This window comes from Ornithinimicrobium panacihumi (genome assembly GCF_052073805.1).
GTDB lineage: Bacteria > Actinomycetota > Actinomycetes > Actinomycetales > Dermatophilaceae > Ornithinicoccus > Ornithinicoccus panacihumi.
The window spans coordinates 243,810-270,304 of record NZ_JBQGWG010000002.1 but is presented as its reverse complement, the minus strand read 5'-3'; the positions used below and the strand labels follow the sequence as shown (position 1 = coordinate 270,304).

Here is a 26,495-nt window from a genome sequence, read left to right as displayed (position 1 = left end):
GAGGGTCAGAGCGCGTTGACCAGGATGATGACGAGCGGCACGAGGATCACCAGGACCATCAGCGCCGCGAAGATCCGGCCGCCGGTGGTCGCGAGGTTGACCGTGGTCCCCATCCCGTGGCCCTCCCGTTTCGGGGGGAAGACCCGCGGGTCGTCGGGGTTGTTGTAGAGGCCCAGGGGCAGCCAGAGCTTGTCCTCGGCCGCCTCCTCCTCGGTGGGGCCGACCCCGTGCTCGGCGGCTGTGCGCCGGGCCCAGCGCCGCCAGCCCAGGTAGGGCAGGACCATCGCCGGGACCATCCCGACGAAGAGCGCCACCATGGGCCAGGCCCCGGAGAACTGGTCGGGGGAGTGCCAGCCCTGGGCCGACATGGCCCAGACCGAGGCCAGGATGAGGACCATCAGCCAGCCGATCCCCGACCGCGTCCCGCGCATCGCGCCCTCCGAGCGCAGCCTGGTCCAGTCGCTGACCGGCCGGCTCGAGTCGAACATCATCATGGGCAGGGCTGCGGCGAGGCCGACGGTCACCGGCAGCGAGGCCAGGGTCAGCAGCGGTCCCAGGAAGACGTTGCCGACAGACTTCTCGCCGAAGCGCGTCGGCTGCCCGTCCGCGCCCCAGTGCAGCGGCACCTGGTCGGGGAGGGAGCCGTAGATCATGGCGCCGTGCACGAAGGTCCCCACCAGGACAAGCAGGGCGAGGCCGAACGGGATCCAGGTCCGGGCCCGGCCGCGGGCAAGCAGTTCCTCGCTCATGGGGGTGCGACGGCTGCCGGCCCTCCTCGGCTTCCCCGTCACGACCGGCTCCGCAGGACCGCCAGGGTGGCCAGGCCGTAGGCCTCCTCGGCATCCCGGTGGGTGAAGGTCTGCGGCGCGCCGTCGACCAGCGCGACCACGGCATACCCCTCAGCCTGCAGCCCGAGCCCGACGAAGTCGTGGCCGAGCACGGCCCGCAGCTGGTCCTCCCGCGGCAGCCACAGCGTCTCCTCGAGGGCGACCGAGTCCAGCGCCCACTCGGCGACCCCGTTGAACCCGATGACCGACCCGCCGACGAACTCGTGCACCTCAACGGTCATATCGGCCAGGTGGTAGACCTCCGCCTCCAGCCCCGACCGGTCCACGACGAAGCGGTCCCCGGGCAGCGGGCTCCAGATCAGGCCGGCGTCGAGCAGGTCGCGGGCCAGCGAGGTGGAGAGCATGGGTCCAGTATGCGGACCGTCGCCGGGGACGACGAAGGGCCGGCCCAGGGGAGGCCGGCCCTTCGGGTGGAGCAGGTGGTTCAGGCGGTCACGCGGCGCTCCACGCCGACCGCGCGCAAGCCGATGCCGGCCAGGATCAGCGCGACGCCGACACCCATGGCCATGGTGGCGACACCGAAGGCGACGACGGAGGTGAAGAGCGAGGAGCGCAGGAAGGAGGCGTTCATCGCGACATTGCGCAGCGGGTCCTCACGGTCCAGCTCGGCGTAGGTCTTGCCGCCGGTGGACTCCAGGGCGTGCTTGTCGATGATCTGCGCCTGGGAGTAGGCGGAGAAGGGGCCGTTCACGTGGTCGCCGGCCAGGAAGTCGGCGTCGTCGGCGACGGTGACGTTGGCGCGGGACAGCTCCTGGCTGACCATCACGTAGGTGGCGCCACCGGCGATGACGAAGATGAGACCGAGGATCGCGAGCAGGGTGCCCATGAGGCGGGGGGTGCGCATGGCGGGACGAGCCTTTCTACAGGGGTGGTTGACTGGTCAAGGATACGACTACAGGTCGTCGGAGAACGACTCTAGAAGCAGGACCTAGGTCCCGAATGTGGACGGGAACGGCATACCGGACAATGGCGTGGATGCCTGCCGACCAGACCCTCACCGACCGGATCCCGCCCGGGGCGGCCGCCAGCGACCCCGACGCGCTCTACGAGACCTTCGCGGAGTGGACCGAGGGGGAGGGGCGTGCGCTCTACACGCACCAGGAGGAGGCGCTGCTGCACCTGCTGGCCGACAGCAACGTGGTGCTCGCGACCCCGACCGGCAGCGGCAAGTCCCTCGTGGCCACCGCCGCGCTCTTCCACGCCCTGGCCACCGACCGGGTCGCCTTCTACACCGCGCCGATCAAGGCGCTGGTGAGCGAGAAGTTCTTCGACCTGTGCCGCACCTTCGGCGCCGAGAACGTCGGCATGCTCACCGGCGACGCGGCCGTCAACGCCGACGCCCCGATCGTGGTCTGCACCGCCGAGGTCCTGGCCAACATCTCCCTGCGCGAGGGGGAGGGTGCCGACATCGGCGTCGTCGTCATGGACGAGTTCCACTACTACGCCGAGCCCGACCGCGGCTGGGCGTGGCAGGTGCCACTGCTCACCCTGCCGCAGGCACAGTTCCTTCTCATGTCGGCAACCCTCGGCGACGTCGGCGCGATCACCGAGGACCTGTCCGAGCGCACCGGCAGGGAGACGGCGACCGTCACCGGGGCCGTGCGCCCCGTGCCCCTGCACTACGCCGACGAGCTCGCGCTCACCCACGTCCCCGACACCATCACCGAGCTGCTCGAGGGGCGCCAGGCACCGGTCTACGTCGTCCACTTCACCCAGAAGGACGCGCTCGAGCGGGCGCAGTCCCTGCTCTCCACGACCCTGCTCACCAAGGAGGAGAAGGAGGCGGTCCGCGACAAGATCGGCGCCTTCCGGTTCACCGCCGGCTTCGGCCGGACCCTGTCCAAGCTCGTCCGCCACGGCGTCGGGGTCCACCACGCCGGGATGCTGCCCCGCTACCGCCGCCTCGTCGAGCAGCTCGCCCAGGACGGCCTGCTCAAGGTCATCTGCGGCACCGACACCCTCGGCGTGGGCATCAACGTGCCGATCCGCACCGTGCTCTTCACCGGGCTGGCCAAGTTCGACGGGTCGCGGCAGCGGATCCTGCGGGCCCGCGAGTTCCACCAGATCGCCGGACGGGCAGGCCGGGCGGGCTATGACACCGAGGGGTATGTCGTGGTCCAGGCCCCCGAGCACGTCATCGACAACGCCCGGGCCGTGGCCAAGGCGGGGGAGGACCCCAAGAAGCTCAAGAAGGTCCAGAAGCGCAAGCCGCCGGAAGGCTTCGTCTCCTGGACCGAGGAGACCTATGCCAAGCTCGTCGGCTCCGAGCCCGAGCCGCTCGTCTCCCGGATGAAGATCGACCACTCGGTCATCCTCAACACCGTGGCTCGCGCGGGCGACCCCGTCCGCAACCTCTCCCGCCTCATCCGCGACAGCCACGAGGACCCGCGCTCGCAGGCACGACTTAAGCGCAAGGCCATCGTGCTGGGCCGCTCGATGCTCGACTCCGGCGTGCTGGTCCGCCTCGACCCGCCCGGCCCGGGCGGTCGCACCGTCGACCTCGCCGAGGGGGTGGCGGAGAACTTCGCGCTCAACCAGCCCCTCGCCCCCTTCGCCCTCGCGGCCCTGGACCTGTTCGACAAGGAGGATGCAGCATACCCGCTGGACGTCCTGTCCGTCATCGAGGCCGTCCTCGACGACCCCAACGCGGTGCTCTTCGCCCAGCGTTACAAGGCCAAGGGTGAGGCCGTCGCGCAGATGAAGGCCGACGGCATCGAGTATGACGAGCGGATGGCGCTGCTGGAGGACGTCACCTGGCCGCGGCCGCTGGCCGAGCTGCTCGAGGGCACGCTGACGATCTACCGGCAGACCCAGCCGTGGGTGCGCGAGGACGCGCTGTCGCCGAAGTCGGTCGTGCGCGACATGTGGGAGCGGGCGATGAGCTTCACCGAGTTCGTCGGCTACTACCAGCTGGCGCGGTCCGAGGGTGTGCTGCTGCGCTACCTCACCGACTGCTACCGCACGCTGCGCCAGACCCTGCCCGCCGAAGCGGTGACCGAGGAGCTGGACGACGTCATCCACTGGCTGGGGGAGACGATCCGGCAGACCGACTCCTCGCTGCTGGAGGAGTGGGAGGCGCTGACCGACCCCGAGCTGGTCGCGGCCGCCGCGGCGCGTGAGGCCTCGGGCGAGGTCGCGCCGCCGTCGCGGCCGATCACGAGCAACGAGCGGGCCTTCGGGGTGATGGTGCGCAACGCCGCCTGGCGCCGGGTCGAGCTGGTCGCCGACGACGCCTGGGAGGCGCTCGGTGAGCTGGAGAAGGCGGTGGCGGCCCTGCCGGAGCCGGCGGTCGAGCCGTTGATGTCGCCCGATGAGTGGTACGACGCGATCGGCGCCTTCTACGACGAGCACGAGTATGTCGTCATGGACGGCGACGCCCGCGGTCCGGCGATGCTGCGCGTCGAGCCGATGCCGGGTGAGCAGTCGGCGATCACCGACGGACGGCCCGGGAGGGTATGGAGCGTGGTCCAGACCGTGCTCGACCCCGCCGGCGACAAGGACTGGGTGATCGAGGCCGAGTGCGACCTCGACGCCTCAGACCTCGTTGGTGAGCCGGTCCTGCTGGCCCGCGCCTTCCGCCGCCTCTGAGCTGGGTCAGCGCTGCAGCAGATCGAGGACCTGGTCGACCTTGGCCTCCAGGGAGTCGACCTTGGACTCCAGGGAGTCCATCCGGCCGCCCAGGGCGGCGACGTCGGAGGTCAGCTCGTTGAACCGGTTGGTGTGGCGGCGCTGGGTGTTCTGGATGTCGGCGATCATCGTGTAGATCGACGACACGTCGTTATCCAGCTGCCGCACCTTGCGCTCGAGATCGGTGGCCGTCATGAACCCACTGTAGGTGTCTTTGCCGATGGCAGGGACGGTCGACGTCGGTTCTTGTGGACAACTCGGCGAGGCCGCGCCTACAGGTTGCCGAGCACCTCGCGCCAGCCGTGCTCGGGGTTGCTCAGGTCATCGGTCGGCTCGGCCATGTGGTGGGCCAGCAGGACCAGGGTCTGAGCGTCGCCGACCTCTGTGAACTCGACCTCGACCACGTCCTCGGGCCCGACTCCACGGTCCGACTCCCATGCCCAGGTCATGGCCAGAATGTGAGGGCGGTGGAGGACGAGATAGGTGCCGGTCGCGCCCAGCCCCAGGCTCGCGGACCGGATCGCGAATCGCCCGCCCTCCCGCGGGTCGACCTCGAAGGTCGTGTCAGGGTTGTCCGGCCACCACCACGTCGCCAGTCGTTGCGGGTCGAGCCAGGCGTCGAAGACGGACCCCGCCGAGGCGTCGACGAGCTGCTCGATGCGCAGGGTCGGTCCCGCCAGGGTCGCCACCCGGTCGCGGACGGCGACGGCCGGACCGGCCGGGCTGGTCGACGCCGGGCCGGTCGAGACCAGGTTGCTGAGCACGAACTCCCAGCCCATCCGGTAGTTCTCCACCCCGTCGGTGCCGGTGCGGTGTCGGACGGTGACCAGCGTGCCACCGTCGGCCTCGGTCAGCTCGACCCGGACGACGTCCTCGGCGTCCTCGCCGTCCCAGCGCCAGGTCATCTCCAGGGTGTGCGGTGCCTCAAGGAGAGTGAACTCGCCGGTGACGCCGGCGTCACCCTCCATGCTGCGGGCCAGGTAGGTCCCACCAGGGCGAGCGTCAACGGCATACTCCGTGTCCTCCCACTGCGGCCACCACCAGGTGGCCCAGCCCTCCGCGCTGGTCCAGGCCGCCCAGACCTGATCGACGGGGGCAGGGACCTGCTGGGTGACGACGAGCTCAGTGATGTCGATGCTGGTGCTCATGACTTCTCCTCGAAACTGGCGGCAAGGTTGTCGAGCTGGGACTGCCAGAAGGTGCGGGTGCGGTGCAGCCAGGCCTCGCTGTCGGCGAGGGCCTCGGGGCGCAGGGCGACCGTGACGGTGCGACCGCTCTTGGTGCGGGTCACCAGTCCTGCCCCCTCGAGCACCTTCACGTGCTTGAGGGTCGCAGGCAGGCTGATCGAGACGTGCGTGGCCAGCTCGGAGATCGACCGGTCACGCCTGGACAGCTGGCCCACCATGGCGGCGCGGTTGGGATCCCCGAGAGCCGCGAACACATCCACATGGTTAACCATATGGATAACTATGGAGGAGGATCTGGCTCGGCGTCAAGCCCCCAGCCCGACCGGGCGCGTCGTGTGGTTGCTCCCAGCCCGACCGGGGGCGTCGAATGATGCTCTAGGAGGCGCCGTCGGCACGCGCCAGGACGACTGTTGACTGGTGACCAGGCTCGTCCGGGGTGCCGACCTCGTCGCGGACATCGGCGACCGTCAGTCCAGCCTCAGTGCACATGGCCTGCAGCGAGGCTCGAGTCTGCCAGTGGATGATCCATTCACGCTCGACAGCCTCCGATTCGCCACCGGGGCTGATGCGCTCGTATCGGACATGCGTGGTCCGGGTGCGCTCCTTGTGATCCAGCTCCTCGGAGACGGCCGTGTAGCGCAGTCGGTCGCCCTCGTCGGTCACGACCTCACGGGGTGCCCCCAGCTGCTCGGGCGGCGTCGGCTCGGGCACCCACAGCGGGACGAGCACCCTTCCGTCATCCTCCAGGTGTCGGCGGAACGCCTTCAGCGCCCCGAGTGCTACCTCGTCATCAGGCAGCAGGTTGAAGGTCGGCCCCGCCAGATAGATCGAGCGGTAACGCCGGGGGAGGTCCATCTGCTCCATCCGAGCATGGTGAAGGGACACCTCGATGCCTTGGGTCTCAGCCTGCTCCTGGGCGCGATCGAGCATGTCGGCCGAGGAGTCGAGCCCGTCGACGTCGAGTCCCCGGCGACGGAGCTCGAGCAGCGGATGGCCGTCACCGCAGCCGACCTCCAGGGCAGGCTCCCCGCTGCTCCGGACGAAGTCGGCATAGCGGTCGGCGTCGAAGGTCTCCCCCTTGAGGAGTGCGTAGGCGTCCACCACGAGATCGGTGTAGAAGTCTGCAGCATCCATGTCGACCACCGAACCAGAGGTCTCGGAGGGCCTGCAAGGGCTTTGAGCTCGGGGTCGCCCGCTCTGAGATCAACCACAGGACGCGCCCGGTCGGGGTGGGAGCAACCACAGGACGCGCCCGGTCGGGGTGGGGGCAACCACAGGGTGCGCCCGGTCGCAGAGGGGAATCAGTCGAGGCCGAGGAGGTGGCGGAGGGTGGGGACGGCCTCGGCCGTCCCCGGCCGCTGTCGTGCCGGCCGGTCCAGGGGCGCCCAGTATGCGGTGTGGGCGCGGAGGGGGATCAGTCGCCGCCACCACGGGCGCAGCCGGCCGGAGTGGTGGACCGCGACGTCCCGGATGCCGGTCCCGAAGACCCCGGCGAGCTGCCCGCCCACCGGGTCGCCGCCCAGCACCATCCGCACCGGGAAGTAGAGGTTGGTCCACCGCGTCGGTCCGAACAGGGCGCCGTGGTTGCCGACCAGGGCCTCCCGCTCCTGCCCGCCCTTGCGCAGGACCGCCCGGTAGAAGGCCGCGTCGCGGTCGTCGTCGACCTCGGCCGGGTCCAACGACGGCATCGGCGGGCAGACGGGGAGCTCCAGGTCGTCCTGACGCCGGGTCAGGGACGCGTCCGGGGTGTCCAGGATCAGCGGCCCGTGCGTCAGGGGCGAGCCCAGGGTGATGAAGTCGGTGACCAGCCACGGCACGCCCCGGGCCCGCTGCTCACGCCACAGCCGGTGCTGCCGGGACTGGAAGATCTCGACCTCGCCCTTGTGCAGGCCCAGCGGGTTGGCGAAGTCCACGGCGAAGCTCTCGGCCTCCGGCTGCGGCCCGGCCTTCTCGAAGGTTGGGTGCCGCGCCTCGTCCCAGAACAGCCGCAGCATGTCGTAGCCGATCACCGACCCCAGCGAGTGCCCGACGACGACCACCTGGTCGTAGATCCCGGCATCGTGGAGGCGGCACAGCAGCTCCACACCCTCGGCCCGGATCGCGTTGCGCGCAGCGATGTTGGGTGGGTCGGGCGTCAGGTAGCGCTCGGCGTCGGCGATCCGCCGGGTCAGCAGGTGGCGCACCGCAGGCTGCAGCAGGGCCACCGCCAAGGACACCCAGAACGGGGGCGAGGACAGCCAGGCCCGCACCCCGCCCTGCCAGGTCGTCACCACCGCGATCGTCACCGCGGCGGCCAGCGCGAGCCCGGCCAGCAGCGCCACCAGGGTGAGGAGTGGCGCGACCGGTGAGCCACGCCACACCCGACGCCTTGAGAGCAGGCGCGCCGCCCACGAGAGGACCTGGGTCGGGGAGGACTCCGGGGCGTGGTGGGCCCAGTAGAGCTCGTAGAGATCCGTCGGTGCCTCCCCGCGTCGGTAGACAGACATCCGCCGCAGCTCCAGGTTGTCGCTGATCCGGTCCGGCTTGCTCCACGCGGGCTGCAGGCCCAGTCCGTCGACGAAACCGCGCAGGGTGCCGGTCGGTCGCTGCTCGCCGATCCCGTGGATGAGCACCACCGCCCGTCGGGACCGTCCGTCCCCCTCGCCGGCCACCGGCCGCTGTCCTGCCCTCATGCGCCCATCGTGACAGGAGCTACCGACAGCCTGCGCCCCAGCGCCTCCTGGCTCAGGACTTCGCGGCCGGGGCGCCCTTCGCGCCGTCCTTGGGGGTGTCGAGGAAGTGGAAGATCGTCCAGTAGAGGACGCCGATCATCACACCACCGCCGACGATGTTGCCCAACGTCACCGGCAGCAGGTTGTCGACGAAGAAGTTGACCCAGGTCAGGTCGGCGAAGGCCGCCTGGTCCAGGCCGGTCTGGCTCCAGAACTCCCCGCCGGCGCTGCCCTTGATGAGGATGCCCAGCGGGATCATGAACATGTTGGCCACCGAGTGCTCGAACCCGGAGGCGACGAAGAGGGCGATCGGCATCGTGACGGCCATCACCTTGTCGGTCGTGGTCCGGCCCGAGTAGGCGGCCCAGATCGCCAGGCAGACCATCAGGTTGCACAGGATGCCGAGCACGAAGGCCTCGAGGAAGGTGTGGTCGAGCTTGTAGGAAGCGGTGCTGAGGACCACCGCGCCCCAGCCCCCCTCGGCGTTGTGCCAGGTGCCGCCGAGGAAGACCAGCGCCACCATCGTCAGCGCTCCCAGGAAGTTGGCGACGTAGACGACCAGCCAGTTCAGCAGCAGCTGGCCCCAGGTGATCCGGCCGCTGGCGCGCGCGGTCAGCGTCAGCGTGGAGGAGGTGAACAGCTCGGCGCCGGTCAGCACGACCAGCGCCAGCCCGGTGGCGAAGACGACGCCGCCCAGGACCTTGGCCACGCCCCACGGCAGCTCGGCCGCGCCGACCTGGGAGGTGACGAAGAAGATGAAGCCCAGCGCGATGTAGCCGCCGGCGGTCAGGCCAAGCAGGAAGGACTTCATCGGGCGCCCGGTCGCCTTGGCGAAGGCGGCGTCCTCGGCCGCGCGGGCCATCTGGGCGGGGGAGAGGATCGAGCTCGACTCTGACATGGGGCCCTCGCTGGGACGAAGAAGGGGTGGGTATGGGGTGTGGCCGGCCGACCCGGCCACGCGGAGGTGGCGGGGTGTCACCTCCCTGCCTAGTTTATGGGATGAAAGCCCTCTAAATTATCCCGCCCGTGTGGTCTTCCTCACGCGCCGCCGACGAGGTCCCGTCCCCCGAGCAGCGCTCGAGGTCCCGTTCCCCCGAGCCCTCGCCCTCAGAGCACCCCCGACAGGTAGTCGGCCACCGACGCCCGCACCGGCATCAGGTAGACGTGCTGCTCCCGCTCGCGCGCGAACTCGATCGCCCGCCGCGCGAAGTCGCGCTGCCACTCCAGGGTCGGCGCGAAGTCGGTCGGGAAGGCCACCAGGTTGCGGCGCCGCCAGTAGCCGATCGCCCCCTGGCTGGTCACCGTCGTCGCGCCCCACCACACCGGCATCCCCTCGGGCAGGACGCGCGCCCAGGCCGCCATCAGCGAGGTGTCGAAGAAGGGCTGGGTGAAGATCCCGGCCGCGCCCGCGGACAGCTTGCGCTCCAGATAGCGCAGCTCCTGGGCGATGCCCTGCCGGTAGGGGTCGAGGCCCGCGTACACCGTGATGTGCGGCAGCTCGGCCCGGAACCGACGGATGACGTCGACGGCGTCCACCGGGTAGGTGTGGTGGGTGAAGTAGTCCGCGTCGTCGCCGGAGACCACGAGCACCTCGGTGATCCCGTGCTGGTCCAGCTCCTCGCCCATCGCCAGCGGCGCGTCCGGGTCCACGTCCGCCGCGCGGATGTGCGGGATCGCGGGGTATGGGGTGCCCGTCGCCCTGGGTGCCTGGCGCACCAGGCCACAGGCGTCCCAGCTGCGGAGGTCGAACTTGAGCAGGTCGGGCACGTTGATGGTGTCCACCCACGGCAGGTGCGCGTCCACCTCGGCCATCTCCGCGGCCACCGACTCCGCGCTCCGGGGCACCAGCTCCACCGAGATGCGTGAGGTGTGCCCGTTCATCGGAGCACCGGTCCCAACCATCGCTGCGCCTCCTCCAGCGTCCAGCCCTTGCGATCTGCGTAGTCCTGCGCCTGGTCGGTCCCGATCCGGCCGACGGCGAAGTATCTGGCCTCCGGGTGCCCGATGAGCAGCCCCGACACCGCGCTGTTCGGCGACATCGCGCCGTGCTCGGTGAGCACCATCCCGGCCTGCTCCTGCGCGTCGAGCAGCCGCCACAGGGTGGTCTTCTCGGTGTGGTCGGGCTGGGCCGGGTAGCCCGGCGCGGGCCGGATCCCGTCGTAGCGCTCCTTGATCAGATCGGCCACGTCCAGGTCCTCCTCCGGCGCGTAGCCCCACAGCTCCGGCGAGGTCCGCACCTCCCGGTGCAGCCACTCGGCGAAGGCCTCGGCCAGCCGGTCGGCCAGCACCTGCACCATGATCGCGCCGTAGTCGTCGTGCTCCTCGTCCCGCAGCCGCCGCGCCAGCTCCTCGGCGCCGTGGATCGACACGGCGAAGGCCCCGACGTGGTCCCGCGGCCCGTCCGGGCCGGCGGGCGCGACGAAGTCCGCGAGCGCCGCATACCCTCCCTGGGCCCGCTCCCGCTGCTGCCGGAGGGTATGGAGCACCACGGCCTCCCCGGCGACGTCCAGAACGATGTCGTCCCCGCCCTCAGAGCGGTGCGCCGGCCAGAGACCGACGACGCCGCGGGCGTGCAGGAGGCCCTCGTCCAGGATCCGCCGCAGCCACCGCTGGCCGTCCTCCCAGGTGGCGCGGGCCTGCTCGCCGATCTTCGGGTCCTCCAGGATGCGGGGATAGGAGCCGCGCAGCTCCCAGGCGGTGAAGAAGGGGGTCCAGTCCACGATCTGCGCCAGCTCGGCGAGCGAGGGCTCCAGGACCCGCGTGCCGACCAGTCCCGGCGTCACGGGCACGGGGCCGGTGACCGCACGGGTGCTGGCCCGCGCCTCCGCCAGCGGCACGACCCGCACGTCCTTGGCGCCGTGGCGCTCGCGGAGGGAGGCGTACTCCCCGGCGACGCGCTCGCGCAGCTTCTCCTCGTGGTGGATCGCGTCGGCCATCACACCGACCGCGCGGGAGGCGTCGGTGACGTGCACGACGGTGCCCTCGTAGGCCGGGTCGATCTTGACCGCGGTGTGCGCGGCCGAGGTGGTCGCCCCGCCCACGAGCAGCGGGGTGGTCAGGCCCCGGCGCTGCATCTCGGTGGCCAGCGAGACCATCTCGTCCAGGCTCGGCGTGATGAGGCCGGAGACGCCGATGACGTCGGCGCCGAGCTCGTCGGCGGTGGCCAGGATCGTCTCGGCGGGCACCATCACCCCGAGGTCGTGCACCTCGTAGCCGTTGCAGCCCAGCACCACCCCGACGATGTTCTTGCCGATGTCGTGGACGTCGCCCTTGACCGTGGCCATGATGATCCGGCCCTTGCTGCGCCCGCCGGTCTCCAGCGCCTGCGCCTCGAGATAGGGGGTGAGGTGGGCGACGGCCTTCTTCATGACGCGCGCCGACTTCACGACCTGCGGGAGGAACATCTTGCCCGCGCCGAAGAGGTCGCCGACGACGTCCATCCCGGCCATGAGCGGGCCCTCGATGACGGCCAGGGGCGAGCCGAGCAGCTGGTAGGCCTCCTCGGCGTCCTCCACCGCGTAGGTGTCGATGCCGTGCACCAGGGCGTGCCGCAGCCGCTCGGTGACGTCCGCGTCGCGCCAGGCGAGCTTGGCCGCGGCGGCCGCCGACATCGCGCCCACGCCGCCCGCCCCGTCGGCGCCCTCCAGCTCCGCCTTGATCTGCTCGGCCAGCGTGATGAGCCGCTCCGTGGCGTCCTCGCGCCGGGCCAGGATCACGTCCTCCACGGCCTCCCGCAGCCCCGGCTCGATCTCCTCGTAGACCCCGAGCATGCCGGCGTTGACGATCCCCATGTCCAGCCCGGCCCGGATCGCGTGGAAGAGGAAGACGCTGTGCATCGCCTCACGCACGACGTTGTTGCCGCGGAAGGAGAAGGAGACGTTGGAGACGCCGCCGGAGACGAGCGCGCCGGGCAGGTTCTCCTTGATCCAGCGGGTCGCCTCGATGAAGTCCAGCGCGTAGCGGTCGTGCTCGCTCATCCCGGTGGCGACGGTGAGGATGTTGGGGTCGAAGATGATGTCGTGCGCCGGGAAGGGGTCCGGCAGCGCCTCGCTGGGCTCGGTGAGCAGCCGGAAGGCCCGCTCGCACACCTCGATCCGTCGCTCGTAGGTGTCGGCCTGCCCGGTCTCGTCGAAGGCCATCACCACCACGGCGGCGCCGTACCTCCGGATGGTCGCGGCCCGCCGCAGCATCTCGGCCTCGCCGTCCTTGAGCGAGATCGAGTTGACCACGCCCTTGCCCTGGATGCAGCGCAGCCCGGCCTCGAGCACCTCCCAGCGGGAGGAGTCGATCATCACCGGCACCCGCGCCACGTCGGGCTCGCCGGCGAGCAGGTTGAGGAAGTGGGTCATCGTCGAGGGGCCGTCGAGCATGCCCTCGTCGACGTTGACGTCGATCAACTGCGCGCCGGCCTCGACCTGCTGCCGCGCGATCGCCACGGCGGCGTCCCAGTCGCCCTCCCGCACGTGGCGGGCGAACTTCGGGCTCCCCGTGATGTTCGTGCGCTCGCCGACGTTGACGAAGTTGACCTCGGGGGTGATGGTGAACGCCTCCAGACCCGAGGTCCTCAGGTATGGGGCGCGCGGCGCCTTCTCCTGCTCCGGGTCCCGCGGGTCGGCCTGTGCCACGGCCTCGGCGATGGCCCGGATGTGGTCGGGGGTGGTGCCGCAGCAGCCGCCGACGATGTTGATCAGGCCCTCCGCGGCCATCGACCCCAGGACCTGGGCCATCTCCTCGGGGGTGTCGTCGTAGCCGCCGAAGGCGTTGGGCAGCCCGGCGTTGGGGTGGATCGAGGTCAGGGCGCCGGTGGCGCGGGAGATCTCGCGCAGGTGCGGGCGCATGGCCTCGGCGCCCAGGGCGCAGTTCAGGCCCAGGGAGAGCAGGTCGACGTGCTCGGTGGAGACGGCGAAGGCCTCCGGCGTCTGGCCGGAGAGGGTGCGGCCCGAGGCGTCGGTGATCGTGCCCGAGACCATGACCGGGACGGGTCCGTCCGCGTCGCCGGCGGCCACGCGCGCGGCCTGGACGTCGGCGATGGCGTGCAGCGCCGCCTTGGCGTTGAGGGTGTCGAAGACGGTCTCGACCATGAGCAGGTCCACGCCGCCCTCGAGCAGCGAGGCGGCCTGCTCGGCGTAGGCCTGGCGGAGCTGGTCGTAGGTGACGGCGCGGAACTCCGGGCGCTCGACGTCGGGGGAGAGGGAGGCGGTGCGGTTGGTCGGGCCCATCGAGCCGGCCACCCAGCGGCGGCGCCCGTCCGCCTCGGCGGCCGCGTCGGCGGCGCGGCGGGCGGTCTGCGCCGCGGCGACGTTCATCTCCCGGACGAGACCCTGGGTGCCGTAGTCGGCCTGGGCGATCGAGGTGGCCGAGAAGGTGTTGGTGGTCAGGATGACGGCCCCCGCGTCGGCATAGGCGCGGTGCACCGACTCGACGACCTCCGGGCGGGTCAGGCCCAGCAGGTCGAAGTTGCCCTTGAGCGCGGTGGACGCGTGCTCCGCCCACTGCGCACCGGTCCCGTGGAAGTCTTCCTCGGTCAGCTCGACCTGCTGAAGCATCGACCCATAACCGCCGTCAAGGACGAGGATTCTTCGATCTGCCTCGGCCCTCAGGGGGTGTCGAGACGTCGATGCTTCGGTCTGGGTGTGAGCAGGGGGCACGGACATACTGTAGGTGCCCGAGGCGTGCAACATTGCCGCCACCCCATCGCGTCTAGGTCCTATGAGCAGGAGGAAGCTCGCGTGAGGCTCTTCGGTCGGGCCGCGCAGCAGAGCGAGGCGGAGGCCTACGTGGCCGCCGCGATGCCGCGTCTGGTCGGGCTGGCCTATGCCATGACCGGCCAGAAGGCCGACGCCGAGGATCTCGTCCAGGACACCCTGGCGCTGGTCCTGACCAAGTGGGCGCGGGTCTCGGAGGCCGAGAACATCGACGCCTACGTGCGGCGCACCATGGTCAACACCCTGCTGAGCCGCAAGCGCAAGAAGGCCGCCTCCGAGGTGATCTCCCACGAGGCGGTCACCGCCGACTGGTCGGCCCCGGCCTCGGCCTCCGCCGAGCACCGGATCGCCGAACGCGAGCACGTCCTCGGCCTGGTCCGAGGCCTGCCCGAGCGCCAGCGCGCCGTGATCGCGCTGCGCTACTACGAGGATCTCCCCGACCGGGAGATCGCCCAGGCGCTGGGCTGCTCCGAGCAGGCCGTCCGCAGCGCCGCCCACACCGCACTGCACAAGCTGCGGGCCCTGGTGCCCAGCGAGCTCGGAGAGGAGGTCCAGCCATGAGCGAGTTCGACAAGGAGCTGCGCGCCGCACTGGGGTCGATCGAGGAGACCGACTTCGACTACGACGCGCTCGTGGCCGGGACCAAGACCCGGGCCCGCCGCATCCGTCGCCGCCGCGCCGTCACGCAGGGCGTGACCGCCGCGATCCTGGTCCCCACCCTCGTCGCCTCCGGCTGGGCGATCGGCAAGGGCCTGGGCGGGAGCGGCCTGGAGGCGCCGGACATGGCCGGCACCACCGCCACCTCCACCGCGGAGGTGCCCGACGACACGGCTGGCGACACGGCTGACCGCACGGCCGACGACACGGTCCGGGAAACCGTCGAGGCCACCGGGGCACCGGAGCAAGGGACGACCGACGACAGCGCGGCCGACCCGAGCCTGCCGCCCTACCAGCAGGTGGCCCCACCGGCGCCGCTGGACCCGGGCGACCCCGGGGGGAGCGTCTACGCCAATGAGATCGAGATCCCCGACGCCCGTCCGACCGGGATCCCGTTCCTGGACGACCTGGGCGCCCCGCAGTACCGCTCGGACTACCCCAGGAAGGTCCCCCTGATGGACTTCATGCTCGCGACGGGCGACGAGGTCAAGGACGTCCGCACCGAGCCGCACAGCGCGACGGAGTGGTTCTACTTCGACGGCACCAACGCCATCGACCAGCCGACCGTCTCCATCGTGATCACGGCCTGGGACTCGGGGGCCGACGCCATGGCGGCCTTCCGCGAGGGTGGCCGCTCGGACTACGCCTCGTCCTTCGGCGACCTGGAGCCGGCCGCCGACGGCACCGACGAGCCGACCTTCGTCCACCGCGCCCCCGAGCCGCTGCCCTGGGCGGGGCACGACGGTGACGAGGACTACCTGCTCGTCGGCAGGCAGGGCACGCCCGCCGGGAGCACGGCGGGGGCGCTGGTCCGTCAGAGTGACTATCTCGTCGGCGTGGCGGTCAACGACGCCTCCTACGAGCGGGCCCTGGAGGCCGCCGGGCAGATCGCCGAGCAGACGGCCGCCAACCTGGCCCATCTCGACCCCGCCCGGGCCGGAGCGGGACGATGAACGCGAGCGTCGTGCGGGCGCTGGAGGACCTGCTGCGCAGAGTCCTCCGGTCGCCCGACCACGGGATCGACCCGGCGGCCGTGGGGGCCGCCGCGCAGGAGCGGGCGGTGCGACGCGGGTCCCGCCGGGAGCTGCTCCTGGCCGGGCTGGTCGCCGCGGCCACGCTGCTGGTGCTGCTGGGCTGGTTCCTCGCCGAATGGAGCCGGACCACCTGAGCCTGGGACACTGGGTCGCGATGACCACCGACCCAGCTCCCCGCAGACCGCTCACCGCGACCTACCGGCTCCAGCTGCACGCCGGCTTCACCTTCGCCGACGCGCTGCGGGTGCTGCCCTACGTGGAGGCCCTCGGCGCCAGCCACGTCTACCTGTCCCCGGTGCTGACCGCGGTGCCCGGCTCCGAGCACGGCTACGACGTGCTCGACCATCGGCAGATCAACCCCGAGCTCGGTGGCCAGGACGGCCTGGAGACCCTCGCCGCAGCGGTGCACGAGCGGGGGATGGGCCTGATCGTCGACGTGGTGCCCAACCACATGGCGCTCGTCTCCGAGCTGTGGCGCAACCTGCCCCTGTGGCAGGTCCTGCGGGAGGGGCCCGAGGCCCCGACGGCCCACTGGTTCGACGTCGACTGGGACCACCTGGGTGGCCGGTTCGGCCTGCCCGTCCTCGGCCAGCCGTTGGAGGCGGTGCTGGAGGCGGGGGAGCTGACCCTCGACGTGGGTGGCCATGACGAAGGCGGGGCTGCGGGCCAGCCGGTCCTGCGCTACTTCGAGCACGTCCTGCCCCTCGCCCCGGGCACCGACCGGCTGGCGGGTCGTCTGGGGCACGGCCCAGCGACGGTCACCCGCGAGCTGCTCGAGAGCCAGCACTGGCGGCTGGGCCACTGGCTGGACGCCCCCGACGTGCTCAACTACCGCCGCTTCTTCGAGGTCGACGGGCTCATCGGTGTCCGGGTGGAGGACGAGGACGTCTTCCAGGCCACCCACGCCCTCCTGCTCGAGCTGCACCACGCCGGGATCATCGACGGCTTCCGGATCGACCACCCCGACGGGCTGGCCGACCCCGGCGGCTACCTGGAGCGTCTCCGGGCGGCGCTGCGACCCGGCACCCCGGTCTGGGTCGAGAAGATCCTCGAGGGCTCCGAGCGGCTCCCCGACGGCTGGGCCTGCGAGGGCACCACCGGCTACGACGCCAACGCCGCCGTGACCGCCGCCCTGGTCGACCCGACCACGGCCGAGGCCATCACGCAGACGTGGGTCGAGACCGGCGGCACCCCCGACCTCGACGACGAGGTCGACCGCGCCAAGCGTCAGGTCGTCGCCGACCTGCTCGGGCCCGAGCTCGGGCGGCTCCAGCGCCGGGCCACCGCCGTCCTGCCCCACCTCGACCCGGACCGGCTCCGCGAGGCCATCGTCGAGGCGCTGGTCGCGGTCCACGTCTACCGCGCCTACATCCGCCCCGAGGAGCCGGTGGACGAGCGCGACCACGCCGCGCTCCTGCCCCTGCTCGAGGGCCTGGCCAGGGCCCGCGCGGCCCGGCCGGACCTCGGCGTCGAGCTCGAGGCCCTCGGCGAGGTGCTCGCCGACCCGGCCGGCGCGCCCGGCGCCGACGCCGGGTCCGCCCGCGACCTGTGCGTGCGCTTCCAGCAGACCACGGGCCCGGTCATGGCCAAGGGGATCGAGGACACCGCCTTCTACCGGTGGCACCGGCTGGTCGCGCTCAACGAGGTGGGCGCCGACCCCAGCCTGGGCGAGCACCCAGAGGTGGCCACGCTGCATACCTGGGCCCGCCACCAGGCCGAGCACTGGCCGCTGGGCATGACCACCCTGTCCACCCACGACACCAAGCGCAGCGAGGACGTCCGTGCCCGCATCCTGGCGGTCGCCGGAGACGCCGGGGCCTGGGAGCACCTGTCCCGCGCCAGCCTCGAGGCGGCCGACCGGCACGGCGTCGACCGTCCCACCGCCCACCTGGTCTGGCAGACCCTCCTGGGGGCCGGCCGCGTCGAGACCGGGCGCCTGCACGAATACCTCACCAAGGCCCTGCGCGAGGCCAAGCTGCACACGACCTGGGTCGAGCCGGACGCCGACTACGAGGGCAGGGTGCTGGCCCTGGCCGACGAGATGGTCGCCGAGGGGGAGGTCAGCGAGGCGATCGGCGCGGCCGTGCGGGACAACCGCCTCACCGTGCGCACGCTGACGCTCACCCAGAAGCTGGTCCAGCTCACGCTGCCCGGCGTCCCGGACACCTACCAGGGGGCCGGTGTCGTCGACCTGTCCCTCGTGGACCCCGACAACCGGCGGCCCGTGGACTACGAGGAGCGAGTCGACCGGCTCCGGCGCCTGGACTCGCAGGGCTGGCCCGGCGACCTGTCCGACGAGGTCCTCTGGGTGACCTCCCGGGTGCTGCGGCTGCGCACCTGGCTGCCCAAGGCCTACGGGCCCGGCGCCTCCTACGACCCCGTCCAGGCCGGTGACCACGTCCTCGGCTTCGTCCGCGGCGGCTGCGCGGCCACCCTGGCGATCCGCGCCCCCCGCGCGCTCGGCGAGGCCGGCGGCCTGGGCGAGACCCGCATCCCCCTGCCCCCCGACCGGTGGCAGGACGCCCTCACCGGCGTCGTCCACGAGGCGGGCGCCACCGGCGTCCTGGCCCGGGACGTCTTCGCCGACGCACCCGTGGCGCTGCTCGTGCGCGCCGACGACCTCCAGGCAGGTGGCTGAATGACCGACTCCCATGACTTCCGGCTCTGGGCGCCCGAGGCCGAGCGCGTCGAGGTCCGCCTCGGCGCCGCCGGCGACGCCGCCGTGGAGATGACCCGCGGGGAGGGCGGCTGGTGGCAGGCCAGCGCCGCCCCCGCCGACGGCCGCTATGCCTACTCCATCGACGGCCGCGCGCCGGTCCCTGACCCGCGCTCGCGGCACCAGCCCGACGGCGTGCACGGCCCGAGCGCCATCGTCGACCCGGCGGCCTTCACCTGGACCGACCAGGCCTGGCAGGGCGTGCGGCTGGAGGACGCCGTCGTCTACGAGCTGCACGTCGGGACCTTCACCCCCGAGGGCACCTTCGACGGGGTCATCGACCACCTCGACCATCTCGTCGACCTCGGCGTGACCGTCCTGGAGATCATGCCGGTCGCGGCCTTCCCCGGACGGCACGGCTGGGGCTATGACGGCGTGGCGCTCTACGCGGTCCACGCCCCCTACGGCGGCCCCGCCGGCCTGGCCCGTCTCGTCGACGCGGCACACGCCAAGGGGCTGGCCGTGTGGCTCGACGTCGTCTACAACCACCTCGGCCCCAGCGGCAACTACCTGGGCCAGGTCGCGCCCTACTTCACCGACCGTCACCAGACCCCGTGGGGCGAGGCGGTCAACCTCGACGGCCCCGGATCGGACGAGGTGCGCGCCTTCATCCTGGACAACACCCGCATGTGGCTGGAGGACTACCACCTGGACGGGCTGCGCCTCGACGCCGTCCACGCCCTCCACGACGAGCGGGCCGTCCACCTCCTCGAGGACCTCGCGAGCCTCGCGGACCAGATCACCGAGAGCAGCGGCATACCCCGGACGCTGGTCGCCGAGTCCGACCGCAACGACCCCGCCACCGTCTCCCCGCGCGGACCGGGGGGTGCCGGCGGAAGGGGCCTGCACGGCCAGTGGGCCGACGACGTGCACCACGCGCTGCACGTGGCGCTGACCGGGGAGACCCAGGGCTTCTTCGGCGACTTCGCCGACCCGGGCGCGCTGCCCAAGGTGCTGGGCTCCTCGCCGTTCTTCCACGACGGCTCCTTCTCCACCTTCCGCGGCCGCGGCCACGGGCGACCGGTCGACCCCGCGACGACGCCGGGCTGGCGCTTCGTGGCCTCCCTGCAGACCCACGACCAGATCGGCAACCGCGCCCGCGGCGACCGCATCGGCCACGGGATGAGCCCCGGGCGGGCGGCGATCGGGGCGGCGCTGCTGCTCACCTCGCCCTACACCCCGATGCTGTTCATGGGGGAGGAGTGGGGCGCCTCAACGCCGTGGCAGTACTTCACCGACCACGAGGAGGAGTGGCTCGCCGAGGCGATCCGCGAGGGCCGGCGCAACGAGTTCGCCGAGCACGGCTGGGCCGGCGACGTCCCCGACCCCCAGGACGAGGGCACCGTGCGGGCCTCGACCCTCGACTGGTCCGAGGTGGACCGGGACGGGCACGCCACGCTCCTGGACTTCTACCGCACCCTCATCCGCCTGCGCCGCGAGCGCTCCGGGCTCCGCGACACCCCGCTGGGTCAGGGCTCGGTGCACCGCGAGCCGGTCGACGGGGGAGGCGAGCTGATCACGGTCCGGCGCGGTGACGTCCGCGTGCTCGCCCACCTGGCGCCCGCCCCCACCGGTGACCACCCGGGCAGCGTCGATCTCGACCTCTCCGACGGTATGCAGCTCCTCGCCCACCACGGTCCCGTCACCTCCGAGGGTGGCCGGCTCGTGCTCGGTGCCGACAGCGTGGCGGTGCTCGCCGGCGCCGGGGACGCGCGGGCCGACGGCACCGATGCCGACGACGCCGATGCCGACGGCGCCGATACCGGGAGCGCCTCGTGACCGTCGCCGAGGGCGGATCCGGCTCGGCCCGGCGCCCCTTCCACCGCCCCACGCTGCGCCCGATCGAGGCGCTGGAGGCCATGGGTGGTGGGGGCGACCCGCTGGAGGCCGCCGAGGCCGCGCACCGCACGGCCGAGCTCGTCGTCGGGCGGGGCCGGGACGGTGCCGATCCGGAGCTGACCGCCCGCTTGGTCGGGCTGGTCCAGGAGCTGGGCCTGGCCACGGTCGCGGAGATGTGGGCGGACCGGCCGGCCCGGACCCTGCCCGGCACGCTCTGGCGTCTCTACCTGCTGCGCGAGTGGGTCCTGCGCCAGCCCGAGGAGGTCGCCCGGCTGTTCGCCTCCGGCTCGGTGCACGCCGAGGTCTACCGCGCGATCGCCGGTGTCGCCGAGCCGCCCAGCCCGCCGGCCTTGAAGGCCTTGACCGAGGAGATCCTCACCGGCGTCTTCACCGGTGACCTGGCCGTAGCCCTGGAGCGGGCCGCCGCCTTCTGCCACGTGATGGCGGTCGGGCTGGCCGAGCCGGGGGTCGACGACATCCCGGTCGAGCAGTCCCGTCGCGCGGCCCGGATGCAGGACACCGCCACCGACCTCACCGCCAGCGCCCGCCTGTGGCGCCTCGGCGACCTGCACTGAGGACGATCACCTCGCCCCGGCACGGGCGACGGCCCGCCGGTCCCGACTTCATGCGGGTTTGACCACCTGGTGCCGGTTATCACCGGCACACAGGTCGGTTTCCCGCATGAAGTGAGGAGCGTCGGGAACAACCGCCGCGAGCCCGTCGTTGGAAGTCTTCGCGTGCCGGGCTGCGGTAGCCCCGGGCTCCAACATTCGCCGCTACGAGCGGCCTCGCGCCGAGAGGCGCTCCCAGCCCGGCACGTGCCCCACTTCTCGTGGCTTTCGTGGGACGGGACAGCCGCTCCTCAGAGCACGGGGCGGTGGCGTTCCACCGCGGCGACGCGTGCCTCGTCCCCGGTCCCGCTCATCGTCAGCGCCAGGACCTCGCCCTTGTCGAGGGGGACCTCGGTCAGCCGGGTCAGCAGCCGTCGGTCACCACTGTCCAGCGTCTTGGCCGCCCGCGAGCGCAGGGTCTTCAGGATGACGGGGATCAGGGGCCCGTGCGTGCAGATGGCGGCCGGCCGTCCGGCGGCGAGCATGCCGTCGAGGTGCTTGACGACGCGATCGGGGGTGGCCTCGAAGCCCTCCTCGGACAGGCCCTTCTTGGTCGTGATCGGCACGCTGAGCGACTCGCTGAACGGCCGGACCGTGGCGGTGCAGCGGACCGAGGGGCTGCTGAGGATCTGCTCGGGGGCGTAGGCGTCGATCAGGCCGACCAGGTGTGCGGCCCGGACATAGCCGTCGAAGACCAACGGGCGCAAGGGATCCGGGCGGGACCAGGCGGTGCGGCTCACCGCCAGGGCGTGCCGCACGATCAGCAGCGGCCAGGTGTCCAGCCGCCCTTTGTCGTGGAGGTCGACGAGCGCCTCGAGCTGCTCGCGGTCGTGGGCGTAGGAGAGCCGTTCCGCAGCGGCCTTCGGCTTGAGCCAGACGACCTCGTCGATCTCATGCTCGAGGTTGCCCTCGCCCCCGACGACCGTGGCGGCCCAGTAGCGGACCCGCTTCATGCCGCTGCCCACCCGGTAGTGCGCGTCGGGCAGCGGCATGCCCAGCCGCACGACCAGCCCCGTCTCCTCCAGCGCCTCACGGGCCGCGGCGGCGGCCCAGTCCTCGCCCCGGTCCAGCTTGCCCTTGGCCCAGGACCAGTCGTCGTAGTGCGGCCGGTGGACCAGCGCCACCCGGAGGGAGCCGTCGGCCTTGACCGTGTAGGGCAGCACGCCGGCGGCGCGCACCCGGATCCGGTCGCCCACGATCAGGCGGCCCCCGCCGCATACATGACGTCGATCGCCATCCGCTCGAAGCCGAGCCGGTGGTAGGTGGCGATCGCGGCGGCGTTGTCGCCGTCCACGTAGAGCGTGGCCGTCCCCACCCCGCGGGCGCGCAGGTGCCGCAGGCCCAGGAGGGTGACGGTCAGCCCGAGGCCACGACCCTGGTAGTTCGGGTCCACCCCCACGACGTAGACCTCCCCGACGCTGCCCGACGGGCCGGACTCGACCTTGGTCCAGTGGAAGGCGGCCATCCGCGCACGGCCGTCGGCATCCGTGGCGGTGGTGTCCTCCACCACGAGGAAGCCCTGCGGGTCGAACCACGGCTCGGCCTGCCGGTCGGCCAGGTCCGCCCTGGTCATCCGCCCCTGCTCGGCGTGCGTGGCGAAGGCGCGGGCGTTGAGCTCCAGCCACGCCTCCTCGTCCTGACCGACGCGGAAGGGCCGCACCGCCAGGCCCTCGGGCAGCTCGACCTCCTCCGGCAGGTCGCTCCACTCGCCCTCCAGCGGGCGGCTCATCTGCCACAGCTCGCGCACCACCGTCAGGTTGCGCGAGGAGTAGAGACGGCGCGCGTCCTGCAGGTCGCCGTGGGACCACAGCCGGGCCTGTGGCCACCGTCGGAGGACATGGTCCAGGAGCAGGCCACCGATCCCTCGGCGTCGGTGGTCGGGGTCCACCACGAGCTCCGCCGACGGGGCGCCGGGGTCGCCCTCGTCCACGTGCCCGTATGCGGCGACCGCGCCGGTCTCGGGGTCGCGGACCACCAGGTGGGTGGAGGTGGGGGTGGTGACGTCGTCCGGCAGGCGCCGCGCCTGGAGGACGGTCTGCTCCGACAACGGCTTGACCCCGTCGTGACGTCCGGCGCGCACGGCCAGGGCCAGCACGTCGCCGGACAGCTCGGGCGACAGGGTGGTCGACTCCTCGACGGCGAGGGACTGGCCGGTCATGGGGGCCAGTTTTGCACGACGGCGCTCAGTCCTGCCCCACCGGTCGCGCGAAGCGGTAGCCGACGCCGCGGATGGTGCCGATCAGGGCCTCGCGCTCCGGACCCAGCTTGGCCCGCAGCCGGCGGATGTGGACGTCGACGGTGCGGGTGCCGCCGTAGTAGTCCATGCCCCACACCTCGTGGAGGAGCTGGTCGCGGGTCACCACGCGCCCCGGGTGCTGGACCAGATAACGGAGCAGCTCGAACTCCTTGTAGGTCAGGTCCAGGGGGACCCCGCCGGCGCGGACCGTCCACGAGGCCTCGTCGACGACGACGTCGGAGACCCGGAGGGTGGTCGGCTCCGGGGCCGGCGCGCTGGTCTTCTGGACGGAGGCCCGGGCCCGCAGCAGGGCCAGGCGGACGCGCGCGCCCACCTCGGTGGGCCGTGCCGTGCTGGTGATGACGTCGTCCACGGGCCAGCCCTCGTCGACCAGGCCCAGGCCGGCGTCGTCGACGACCGCGAGCACCGGGGCGTCCAGCTCCACCATGGCCAGGGTCCGCAGGGTGGCGTGGCCCGCGACGAGATCGGTGACGGTGTCCACCAGCAGGAGGTCGGGCGAGGGGTGCCCCAGCAACTGGCCCACGTCCAGCCCCTGGGCGCGGACGACGTGCGGCAGCAGCGCCAGACCGGGCAGCACCACCGCCACCGCGGCGGACGCCGGGGCGGCGGGGGTGAGCAGGACCAGGTCGGCCACCTCCCAAGGATAAGGACCTCGGGCAGGTCATAATGACCACGATGACGACGACGCCAGCACCGAGCATCCGGATCACGCCGTCGGTCCACGTGGCCGTGGCCGTGGTCGGCATCGCTCTCGTGCTCGGCGCCGCGGCCCTCACCTCGACGCTGGTGCTGGCCTTCGCCCTCGCCGTGGCCGCCGTGGTGCTGGCCTGGGGATGGGCCGGAGCGCTCAACCTGCCCACCCCGCGCGGCACGGTCGGCACCATCGTCGTCGGCGGTCTGGCCCTGGTCAGCTCCGTGGTCGTCCAGGACGACGTCCCCCGGCTGACCTGGGTGCCCGCCGCGCTCGGGCTGGCGATGATCGCGGCCTTCGTGCACCAGCTCTTCCGCCGGGACGGGCGGCCGCGGGTCGTCGAGTCGGTCAGCGCCGTCGTCCTGGCCCTGGGGCTCCTGGCCTGCGGCGTCCTGCTGGTCCCGCCGGCGAGCACGCCCGAAGGTGTCTCCCTGGTGCTGGGTGCCCTCGCCGCGGCCGCGGCCTCGGCGCTCACCGACCTCCTCGGCCGCTGGCCGGCCATGACCACCTGGCTCACCGCCGCGGCCATGGCGGCCGGGGGAGCGGCGGCCGTGCTCGTGGCCCTCGCCCTGTCGGCCCCGTGGACGACCTGGCTGCTGCTCGGGGTGGCCGCCGGGGCGCTCAGCCACGCGATGCGTCAGGTCCTGTGCGAGCTGCCGACGATGGCCCACGCCCGGCCCCGGCTCGTCACGGCGGTGGCCTCGGTCCTCGTCGCCGGGCTGGTGCCCTACCTGGTGGCCCTGGTCTTCCTGCCCTCGGCGCTGCCGGGCTGAGCCTGACCCGCTGAGCCTGACCCGCGCTGAGCCTCCCCGGATGAGCCGGTCCCGCCGAGCCTGCCCGGCCAACGCTCCCACCGCCTACCATGGGCGGGTGCCTATCGAGATCGACCCCACCATGCACCCCGACTGTGCGCCCCTGGCCTGGATGCTCGGATCCTGGGCGGGTGCCGGCGTCGTCGGCTATCCGTCCATGGAGTCGCGCAACTTCGGCCAGGAGATCGACGTCACCCACGACGGGCGTCCCTTCTTCATGTGGACCTCACGCACCTGGCTGCTGGACGCGGACGGCAACAAGGAGAAGGTCGCGGCCCTCGAGACCGGCTTCTGGCGCCCCCTGCCGGACGACGAGGTCGAGCTCCTCCTGGCCCACCCCACCGGCATCGTCGAGCTCTACTACGGGCGCACCAGCCCGGCCAAGGTCGAGGTCCAGACCGACGGCGTGATCCGCAGCCCCCGGGCCAAGGAGTACACCGCCGCCCACCGCCTCTACGGCTACGTCAACGGCAACATGATGTGGGTCATGGACATGGCCGCCACCGGCCACGAGCTGCAGTCGCACGTCTCCGCGGAGCTGCGCCGGGTCTGACCGCCGGGCAGGGTCTGCTCAGCAACCCCCGCCGAAGCCGCTGCGCGGCGAGACGTTGTCGACGTAGCCGCTCATGCTGTCCGAACGCAGGGCCTCGGCCAGCCTGGCCATCTGCGCGTCGGCCTTGAGGATGATCGACCCGGCCACCGGGTGGTCGGCGATGCCGCACCACGGCCCGGACCAGAAGTGGATGTCCCCGCCGCGCACGTTGCGCATGGAGAAGCCCAGGTCGCGCATGTCCCCGACCCTCAGGTCCTCGTCGACCGTCAGGTTGGTCGTCGCGGCGTCCACGAAGCCGGCGATCCGGCCCGGGTTGGTCAGGGTCTCCCGGGAGAGGGCCTTGGTGATGATGCCCTTGATGAACTGCATCTGCCGCTCGCCGCGGGAGATGTCGCCCTGGGACAGGGAGTAGCGCTCGCGGACGAAGCGCAGGCCCTGCTCGCCGTTCATGTGCTGCACGCCGGTGCTGAAGCCACCGCCGGCCTGGGTGACGTTGACGTCGACGCCCCCGATGGCGTCGGTCATCGCCTTGAAGCTCTCGAAGTTGACGATCACCACGTGGTCGATCGGCACGTTGACCTGCTGCTGGAGGGTCTGCACGAGCAGCGGCGCCCCGCCGTAGGCGTAGGCGGCGTTGATCTTGGAGGACCCGCCCGTGCCCGGGATCGGGACGAAGGTGTCGCGCGGGAAGTGGATCAGGTCGACCCGGTCGCGCTGGTCGTTGATGTGCATCAGCACGATCACGTCGGAGCGGCCCCGCTCGACCGACAGGTCGCGGCTGTCGGAGCCGATGATGAGGAAGTTGAGGGCCTCGCCGGCCTCGGTGGCCCGCTCCGGGGTGGTGGCGGTGTGGGTGGTGCCCTCCTGGACCTCCACCTCCTGCCCGTCCTCGCCGACGATGACGATCGGCTCCTCGTCCTCGGCCGGCTCCCCGTCGCCCCCCTCGGCGTCGTCCTGCTCCTCGCCATCGTCCCCCGACGGACGCTCGCCGCCGGTCAGCTGGGGCGAGATGGTGATGACCGCGTTGTCCTTGGACAGCAGGTCCTCGTGCACGATGTTGCGTTCGGCGGTGTTCTGCAGGTAGAACGCGAACCCGGCGAGCGCGATCACCCCCAGCAGCGCGAAGATGCCGACCACCGCCGCGGCCGTGCGGACCGGGCGACGGCGACGGCGAGGGCGCCGGCCCTCGTCGACCGGTGCCTCATGGTGCTCCTGGTACCCCATGGCCGCCGAGTCTACGGCGGTTC

At 72.2% G+C, this 26,495-nt stretch carries 24 protein-coding genes; 9 read left to right on the top strand and 15 right to left on the bottom strand.

Features of this window, described 5'->3' with window-relative positions; translation table 11 throughout:
• Positions 1-5 precede the first annotated feature (5 nt).
• The 3 genes from ACTMMA_RS03405 to ACTMMA_RS03395 all read right to left on the bottom strand — a co-directional run bounded on the left by ACTMMA_RS03405 (position 6) and on the right by ACTMMA_RS03395 (position 1,692).
• Positions 6-749: a DUF1648 domain-containing protein gene (locus ACTMMA_RS03405; protein WP_441188690.1), complete on the bottom strand. Its 744-nt coding sequence runs from the start codon at positions 747-749 to the stop codon at positions 6-8.
• Positions 750-787: 38 nt separating this feature from the next.
• Positions 788-1,192 (bottom strand): pilus assembly protein CpaE, encoded by a 405-nt coding sequence (locus ACTMMA_RS03400; protein WP_441188689.1) that lies wholly within the window; start codon positions 1,190-1,192, stop codon positions 788-790.
• 80 nt (positions 1,193-1,272) lie between these two features.
• Complete coding sequence (locus ACTMMA_RS03395) at positions 1,273-1,692, bottom strand: aromatic ring-opening dioxygenase LigA (RefSeq protein ID WP_441188688.1); 420 nt, start codon at positions 1,690-1,692, stop codon at positions 1,273-1,275.
• A gap of 131 nt (positions 1,693-1,823) precedes the next feature.
• On the opposite strand from ACTMMA_RS03395, the gene ACTMMA_RS03390 reads away from it, so the two are divergent.
• Positions 1,824-4,436 carry a DEAD/DEAH box helicase gene (locus ACTMMA_RS03390; protein ID WP_441188687.1) on the top strand — a complete coding sequence of 871 codons (2,613 nt, stop codon included), beginning with the start codon at positions 1,824-1,826 and terminating at the stop codon, positions 4,434-4,436.
• A 6-nt stretch (positions 4,437-4,442) separates the two neighbouring features.
• On the opposite strand, the gene ACTMMA_RS03385 is transcribed toward ACTMMA_RS03390, so the two are convergent.
• The 8 genes from ACTMMA_RS03385 to metH form a co-directional block, all read right to left on the bottom strand.
• Entirely contained in the window at positions 4,443-4,670 is a 228-nt protein-coding gene (locus ACTMMA_RS03385) for a hypothetical protein (protein ID WP_441188686.1), read from the bottom strand.
• 77 nt (positions 4,671-4,747) lie between these two features.
• Positions 4,748-5,623, bottom strand: a complete 876-nt coding sequence (locus ACTMMA_RS03380; RefSeq protein WP_441188685.1) for an SRPBCC family protein — start codon at positions 5,621-5,623, stop codon at positions 4,748-4,750.
• Positions 5,620-5,922 (bottom strand): ArsR/SmtB family transcription factor, encoded by a 303-nt coding sequence (locus ACTMMA_RS03375; protein ID WP_441188684.1) that lies wholly within the window; start codon positions 5,920-5,922, stop codon positions 5,620-5,622. Before ACTMMA_RS03375 ends, ACTMMA_RS03380 begins: the two co-directional genes overlap by 4 nt.
• Before the next feature lie 115 nt (positions 5,923-6,037).
• The gene (locus ACTMMA_RS03370) at positions 6,038-6,796 is read right to left on the bottom strand and encodes a class I SAM-dependent methyltransferase (RefSeq protein ID WP_441188683.1); all 759 of its coding nucleotides are present in this window, start codon (positions 6,794-6,796) and stop codon (positions 6,038-6,040) included.
• Between the two features lie 167 nt (positions 6,797-6,963).
• Complete coding sequence (locus ACTMMA_RS03365) at positions 6,964-8,334, bottom strand: hypothetical protein (protein WP_441188682.1); 1,371 nt, start codon at positions 8,332-8,334, stop codon at positions 6,964-6,966.
• A gap of 52 nt (positions 8,335-8,386) precedes the next feature.
• Complete coding sequence (focA, locus tag ACTMMA_RS03360) at positions 8,387-9,271, bottom strand: formate transporter FocA (protein WP_441188681.1); 885 nt, start codon at positions 9,269-9,271, stop codon at positions 8,387-8,389.
• A 209-nt stretch (positions 9,272-9,480) separates the two neighbouring features.
• Complete coding sequence (locus tag ACTMMA_RS03355; protein ID WP_441188680.1) at positions 9,481-10,254, bottom strand: methylenetetrahydrofolate reductase; 774 nt, start codon at positions 10,252-10,254, stop codon at positions 9,481-9,483.
• Positions 10,251-14,027 (bottom strand): methionine synthase, encoded by a 3,777-nt coding sequence (gene metH / locus ACTMMA_RS03350; RefSeq protein WP_441188679.1) that lies wholly within the window; start codon positions 14,025-14,027, stop codon positions 10,251-10,253. The genes ACTMMA_RS03355 and metH overlap by 4 nt, the downstream gene beginning before the upstream one ends.
• A 75-nt stretch (positions 14,028-14,102) precedes the next feature.
• On the opposite strand from metH, the gene ACTMMA_RS03345 reads away from it, so the two are divergent.
• From ACTMMA_RS03345 to ACTMMA_RS03320, 6 genes are read left to right on the top strand one after another with little or no spacing between them, the layout of a single operon-like run.
• Entirely contained in the window at positions 14,103-14,639 is a 537-nt protein-coding gene (locus ACTMMA_RS03345) for a SigE family RNA polymerase sigma factor (RefSeq protein ID WP_441188678.1), read from the top strand.
• Positions 14,636-15,688 (top strand): hypothetical protein, encoded by a 1,053-nt coding sequence (locus ACTMMA_RS03340; RefSeq protein WP_441188677.1) that lies wholly within the window; start codon positions 14,636-14,638, stop codon positions 15,686-15,688. Before ACTMMA_RS03345 ends, ACTMMA_RS03340 begins: the two co-directional genes overlap by 4 nt.
• Positions 15,685-15,903 carry a hypothetical protein gene (locus ACTMMA_RS03335; protein ID WP_441188676.1) on the top strand — a complete coding sequence of 73 codons (219 nt, stop codon included), beginning with the start codon at positions 15,685-15,687 and terminating at the stop codon, positions 15,901-15,903. Before ACTMMA_RS03340 ends, ACTMMA_RS03335 begins: the two co-directional genes overlap by 4 nt.
• Positions 15,904-15,923: 20 nt before the next feature.
• A complete protein-coding gene (gene treY, locus ACTMMA_RS03330) occupies positions 15,924-18,407 on the top strand; it encodes a malto-oligosyltrehalose synthase (protein WP_441188675.1) in 2,484 nt (827 codons plus the stop codon).
• Positions 18,408-20,264, top strand: coding sequence for a malto-oligosyltrehalose trehalohydrolase (gene treZ / locus ACTMMA_RS03325; RefSeq protein ID WP_441188674.1), 1,857 nt, complete (start codon positions 18,408-18,410; stop codon positions 20,262-20,264). It abuts the gene before it with no gap.
• Entirely contained in the window at positions 20,261-20,899 is a 639-nt protein-coding gene (locus ACTMMA_RS03320; protein WP_441188673.1) for a hypothetical protein, read from the top strand. Before treZ ends, ACTMMA_RS03320 begins: the two co-directional genes overlap by 4 nt.
• 287 nt (positions 20,900-21,186) lie before the next feature.
• On the opposite strand, the gene ACTMMA_RS03315 is transcribed toward ACTMMA_RS03320, so the two are convergent.
• From ACTMMA_RS03315 to ACTMMA_RS03305, 3 genes are read right to left on the bottom strand one after another with little or no spacing between them, the layout of a single operon-like run.
• Positions 21,187-22,131 (bottom strand): NUDIX hydrolase, encoded by a 945-nt coding sequence (locus ACTMMA_RS03315; RefSeq protein WP_441188672.1) that lies wholly within the window; start codon positions 22,129-22,131, stop codon positions 21,187-21,189.
• A gap of 2 nt (positions 22,132-22,133) precedes the next feature.
• A complete protein-coding gene (mshD, locus tag ACTMMA_RS03310; RefSeq protein WP_441188671.1) occupies positions 22,134-23,093 on the bottom strand; it encodes a mycothiol synthase in 960 nt (319 codons plus the stop codon).
• 25 nt (positions 23,094-23,118) lie between these two features.
• On the bottom strand, positions 23,119-23,826 hold the full coding sequence (locus tag ACTMMA_RS03305; protein WP_441188670.1) for a winged helix-turn-helix transcriptional regulator: 708 nt from the start codon (positions 23,824-23,826) through the stop codon (positions 23,119-23,121).
• A 41-nt stretch (positions 23,827-23,867) separates the two neighbouring features.
• Here ACTMMA_RS03305 and ACTMMA_RS03300 point away from each other — a divergent pair, with 41 nt between their 5' ends.
• Together ACTMMA_RS03300 and ACTMMA_RS03295 are read left to right on the top strand one after the other, a co-directional pair.
• Positions 23,868-24,656: a hypothetical protein gene (locus ACTMMA_RS03300; RefSeq protein WP_441188669.1), complete on the top strand. Its 789-nt coding sequence runs from the start codon at positions 23,868-23,870 to the stop codon at positions 24,654-24,656.
• A gap of 97 nt (positions 24,657-24,753) precedes the next feature.
• Positions 24,754-25,248 carry a heme-binding beta-barrel domain-containing protein gene (locus ACTMMA_RS03295; protein WP_441188668.1) on the top strand — a complete coding sequence of 165 codons (495 nt, stop codon included), beginning with the start codon at positions 24,754-24,756 and terminating at the stop codon, positions 25,246-25,248.
• 18 nt (positions 25,249-25,266) lie between these two features.
• Here ACTMMA_RS03295 and ACTMMA_RS03290 read toward each other — a convergent pair whose 3' ends face one another.
• On the bottom strand, positions 25,267-26,472 hold the full coding sequence (locus ACTMMA_RS03290; RefSeq protein ID WP_441188667.1) for an LCP family protein: 1,206 nt from the start codon (positions 26,470-26,472) through the stop codon (positions 25,267-25,269).
• Positions 26,473-26,495: the final 23 nt, after the last annotated feature.

Bases quoted from the DNA above. Each gene is read 5' to 3' on its own strand.
- ACTMMA_RS03390 (WP_441188687.1), top strand. From the start codon at position 1,824: ATGCCTGCCGACCAGACCCTCACCGACCGGATCCCGCCCGGGGCGGCC.
- ACTMMA_RS03290 (WP_441188667.1), bottom strand. From the start codon at position 26,472: ATGGGGTACCAGGAGCACCATGAGGCACCGGTCGACGAGGGCCGGCGC.
- ACTMMA_RS03355 (WP_441188680.1), bottom strand. From the start codon at position 10,254: ATGAACGGGCACACCTCACGCATCTCGGTGGAGCTGGTGCCCCGGAGC.
- ACTMMA_RS03335 (WP_441188676.1), top strand. From the start codon at position 15,685: ATGAACGCGAGCGTCGTGCGGGCGCTGGAGGACCTGCTGCGCAGAGTC.
- focA (WP_441188681.1), bottom strand. From the start codon at position 9,271: ATGTCAGAGTCGAGCTCGATCCTCTCCCCCGCCCAGATGGCCCGCGCG.
- metH (WP_441188679.1), bottom strand. From the start codon at position 14,027: ATGTCCGTGCCCCCTGCTCACACCCAGACCGAAGCATCGACGTCTCGA.
- ACTMMA_RS03365 (WP_441188682.1), bottom strand. From the start codon at position 8,334: ATGAGGGCAGGACAGCGGCCGGTGGCCGGCGAGGGGGACGGACGGTCC.
- ACTMMA_RS03380 (WP_441188685.1), bottom strand. From the start codon at position 5,623: ATGAGCACCAGCATCGACATCACTGAGCTCGTCGTCACCCAGCAGGTC.
- ACTMMA_RS03405 (WP_441188690.1), bottom strand. From the start codon at position 749: ATGAGCGAGGAACTGCTTGCCCGCGGCCGGGCCCGGACCTGGATCCCG.
- mshD (WP_441188671.1), bottom strand. From the start codon at position 23,093: ATGACCGGCCAGTCCCTCGCCGTCGAGGAGTCGACCACCCTGTCGCCC.
- ACTMMA_RS03340 (WP_441188677.1), top strand. From the start codon at position 14,636: ATGAGCGAGTTCGACAAGGAGCTGCGCGCCGCACTGGGGTCGATCGAG.
- ACTMMA_RS03400 (WP_441188689.1), bottom strand. From the start codon at position 1,192: ATGCTCTCCACCTCGCTGGCCCGCGACCTGCTCGACGCCGGCCTGATC.
- treY (WP_441188675.1), top strand. From the start codon at position 15,924: ATGACCACCGACCCAGCTCCCCGCAGACCGCTCACCGCGACCTACCGG.
- ACTMMA_RS03300 (WP_441188669.1), top strand. From the start codon at position 23,868: ATGACGACGACGCCAGCACCGAGCATCCGGATCACGCCGTCGGTCCAC.
- ACTMMA_RS03385 (WP_441188686.1), bottom strand. From the start codon at position 4,670: ATGACGGCCACCGATCTCGAGCGCAAGGTGCGGCAGCTGGATAACGAC.
- treZ (WP_441188674.1), top strand. From the start codon at position 18,408: ATGACCGACTCCCATGACTTCCGGCTCTGGGCGCCCGAGGCCGAGCGC.
- ACTMMA_RS03395 (WP_441188688.1), bottom strand. From the start codon at position 1,692: ATGCGCACCCCCCGCCTCATGGGCACCCTGCTCGCGATCCTCGGTCTC.
- ACTMMA_RS03370 (WP_441188683.1), bottom strand. From the start codon at position 6,796: ATGGATGCTGCAGACTTCTACACCGATCTCGTGGTGGACGCCTACGCA.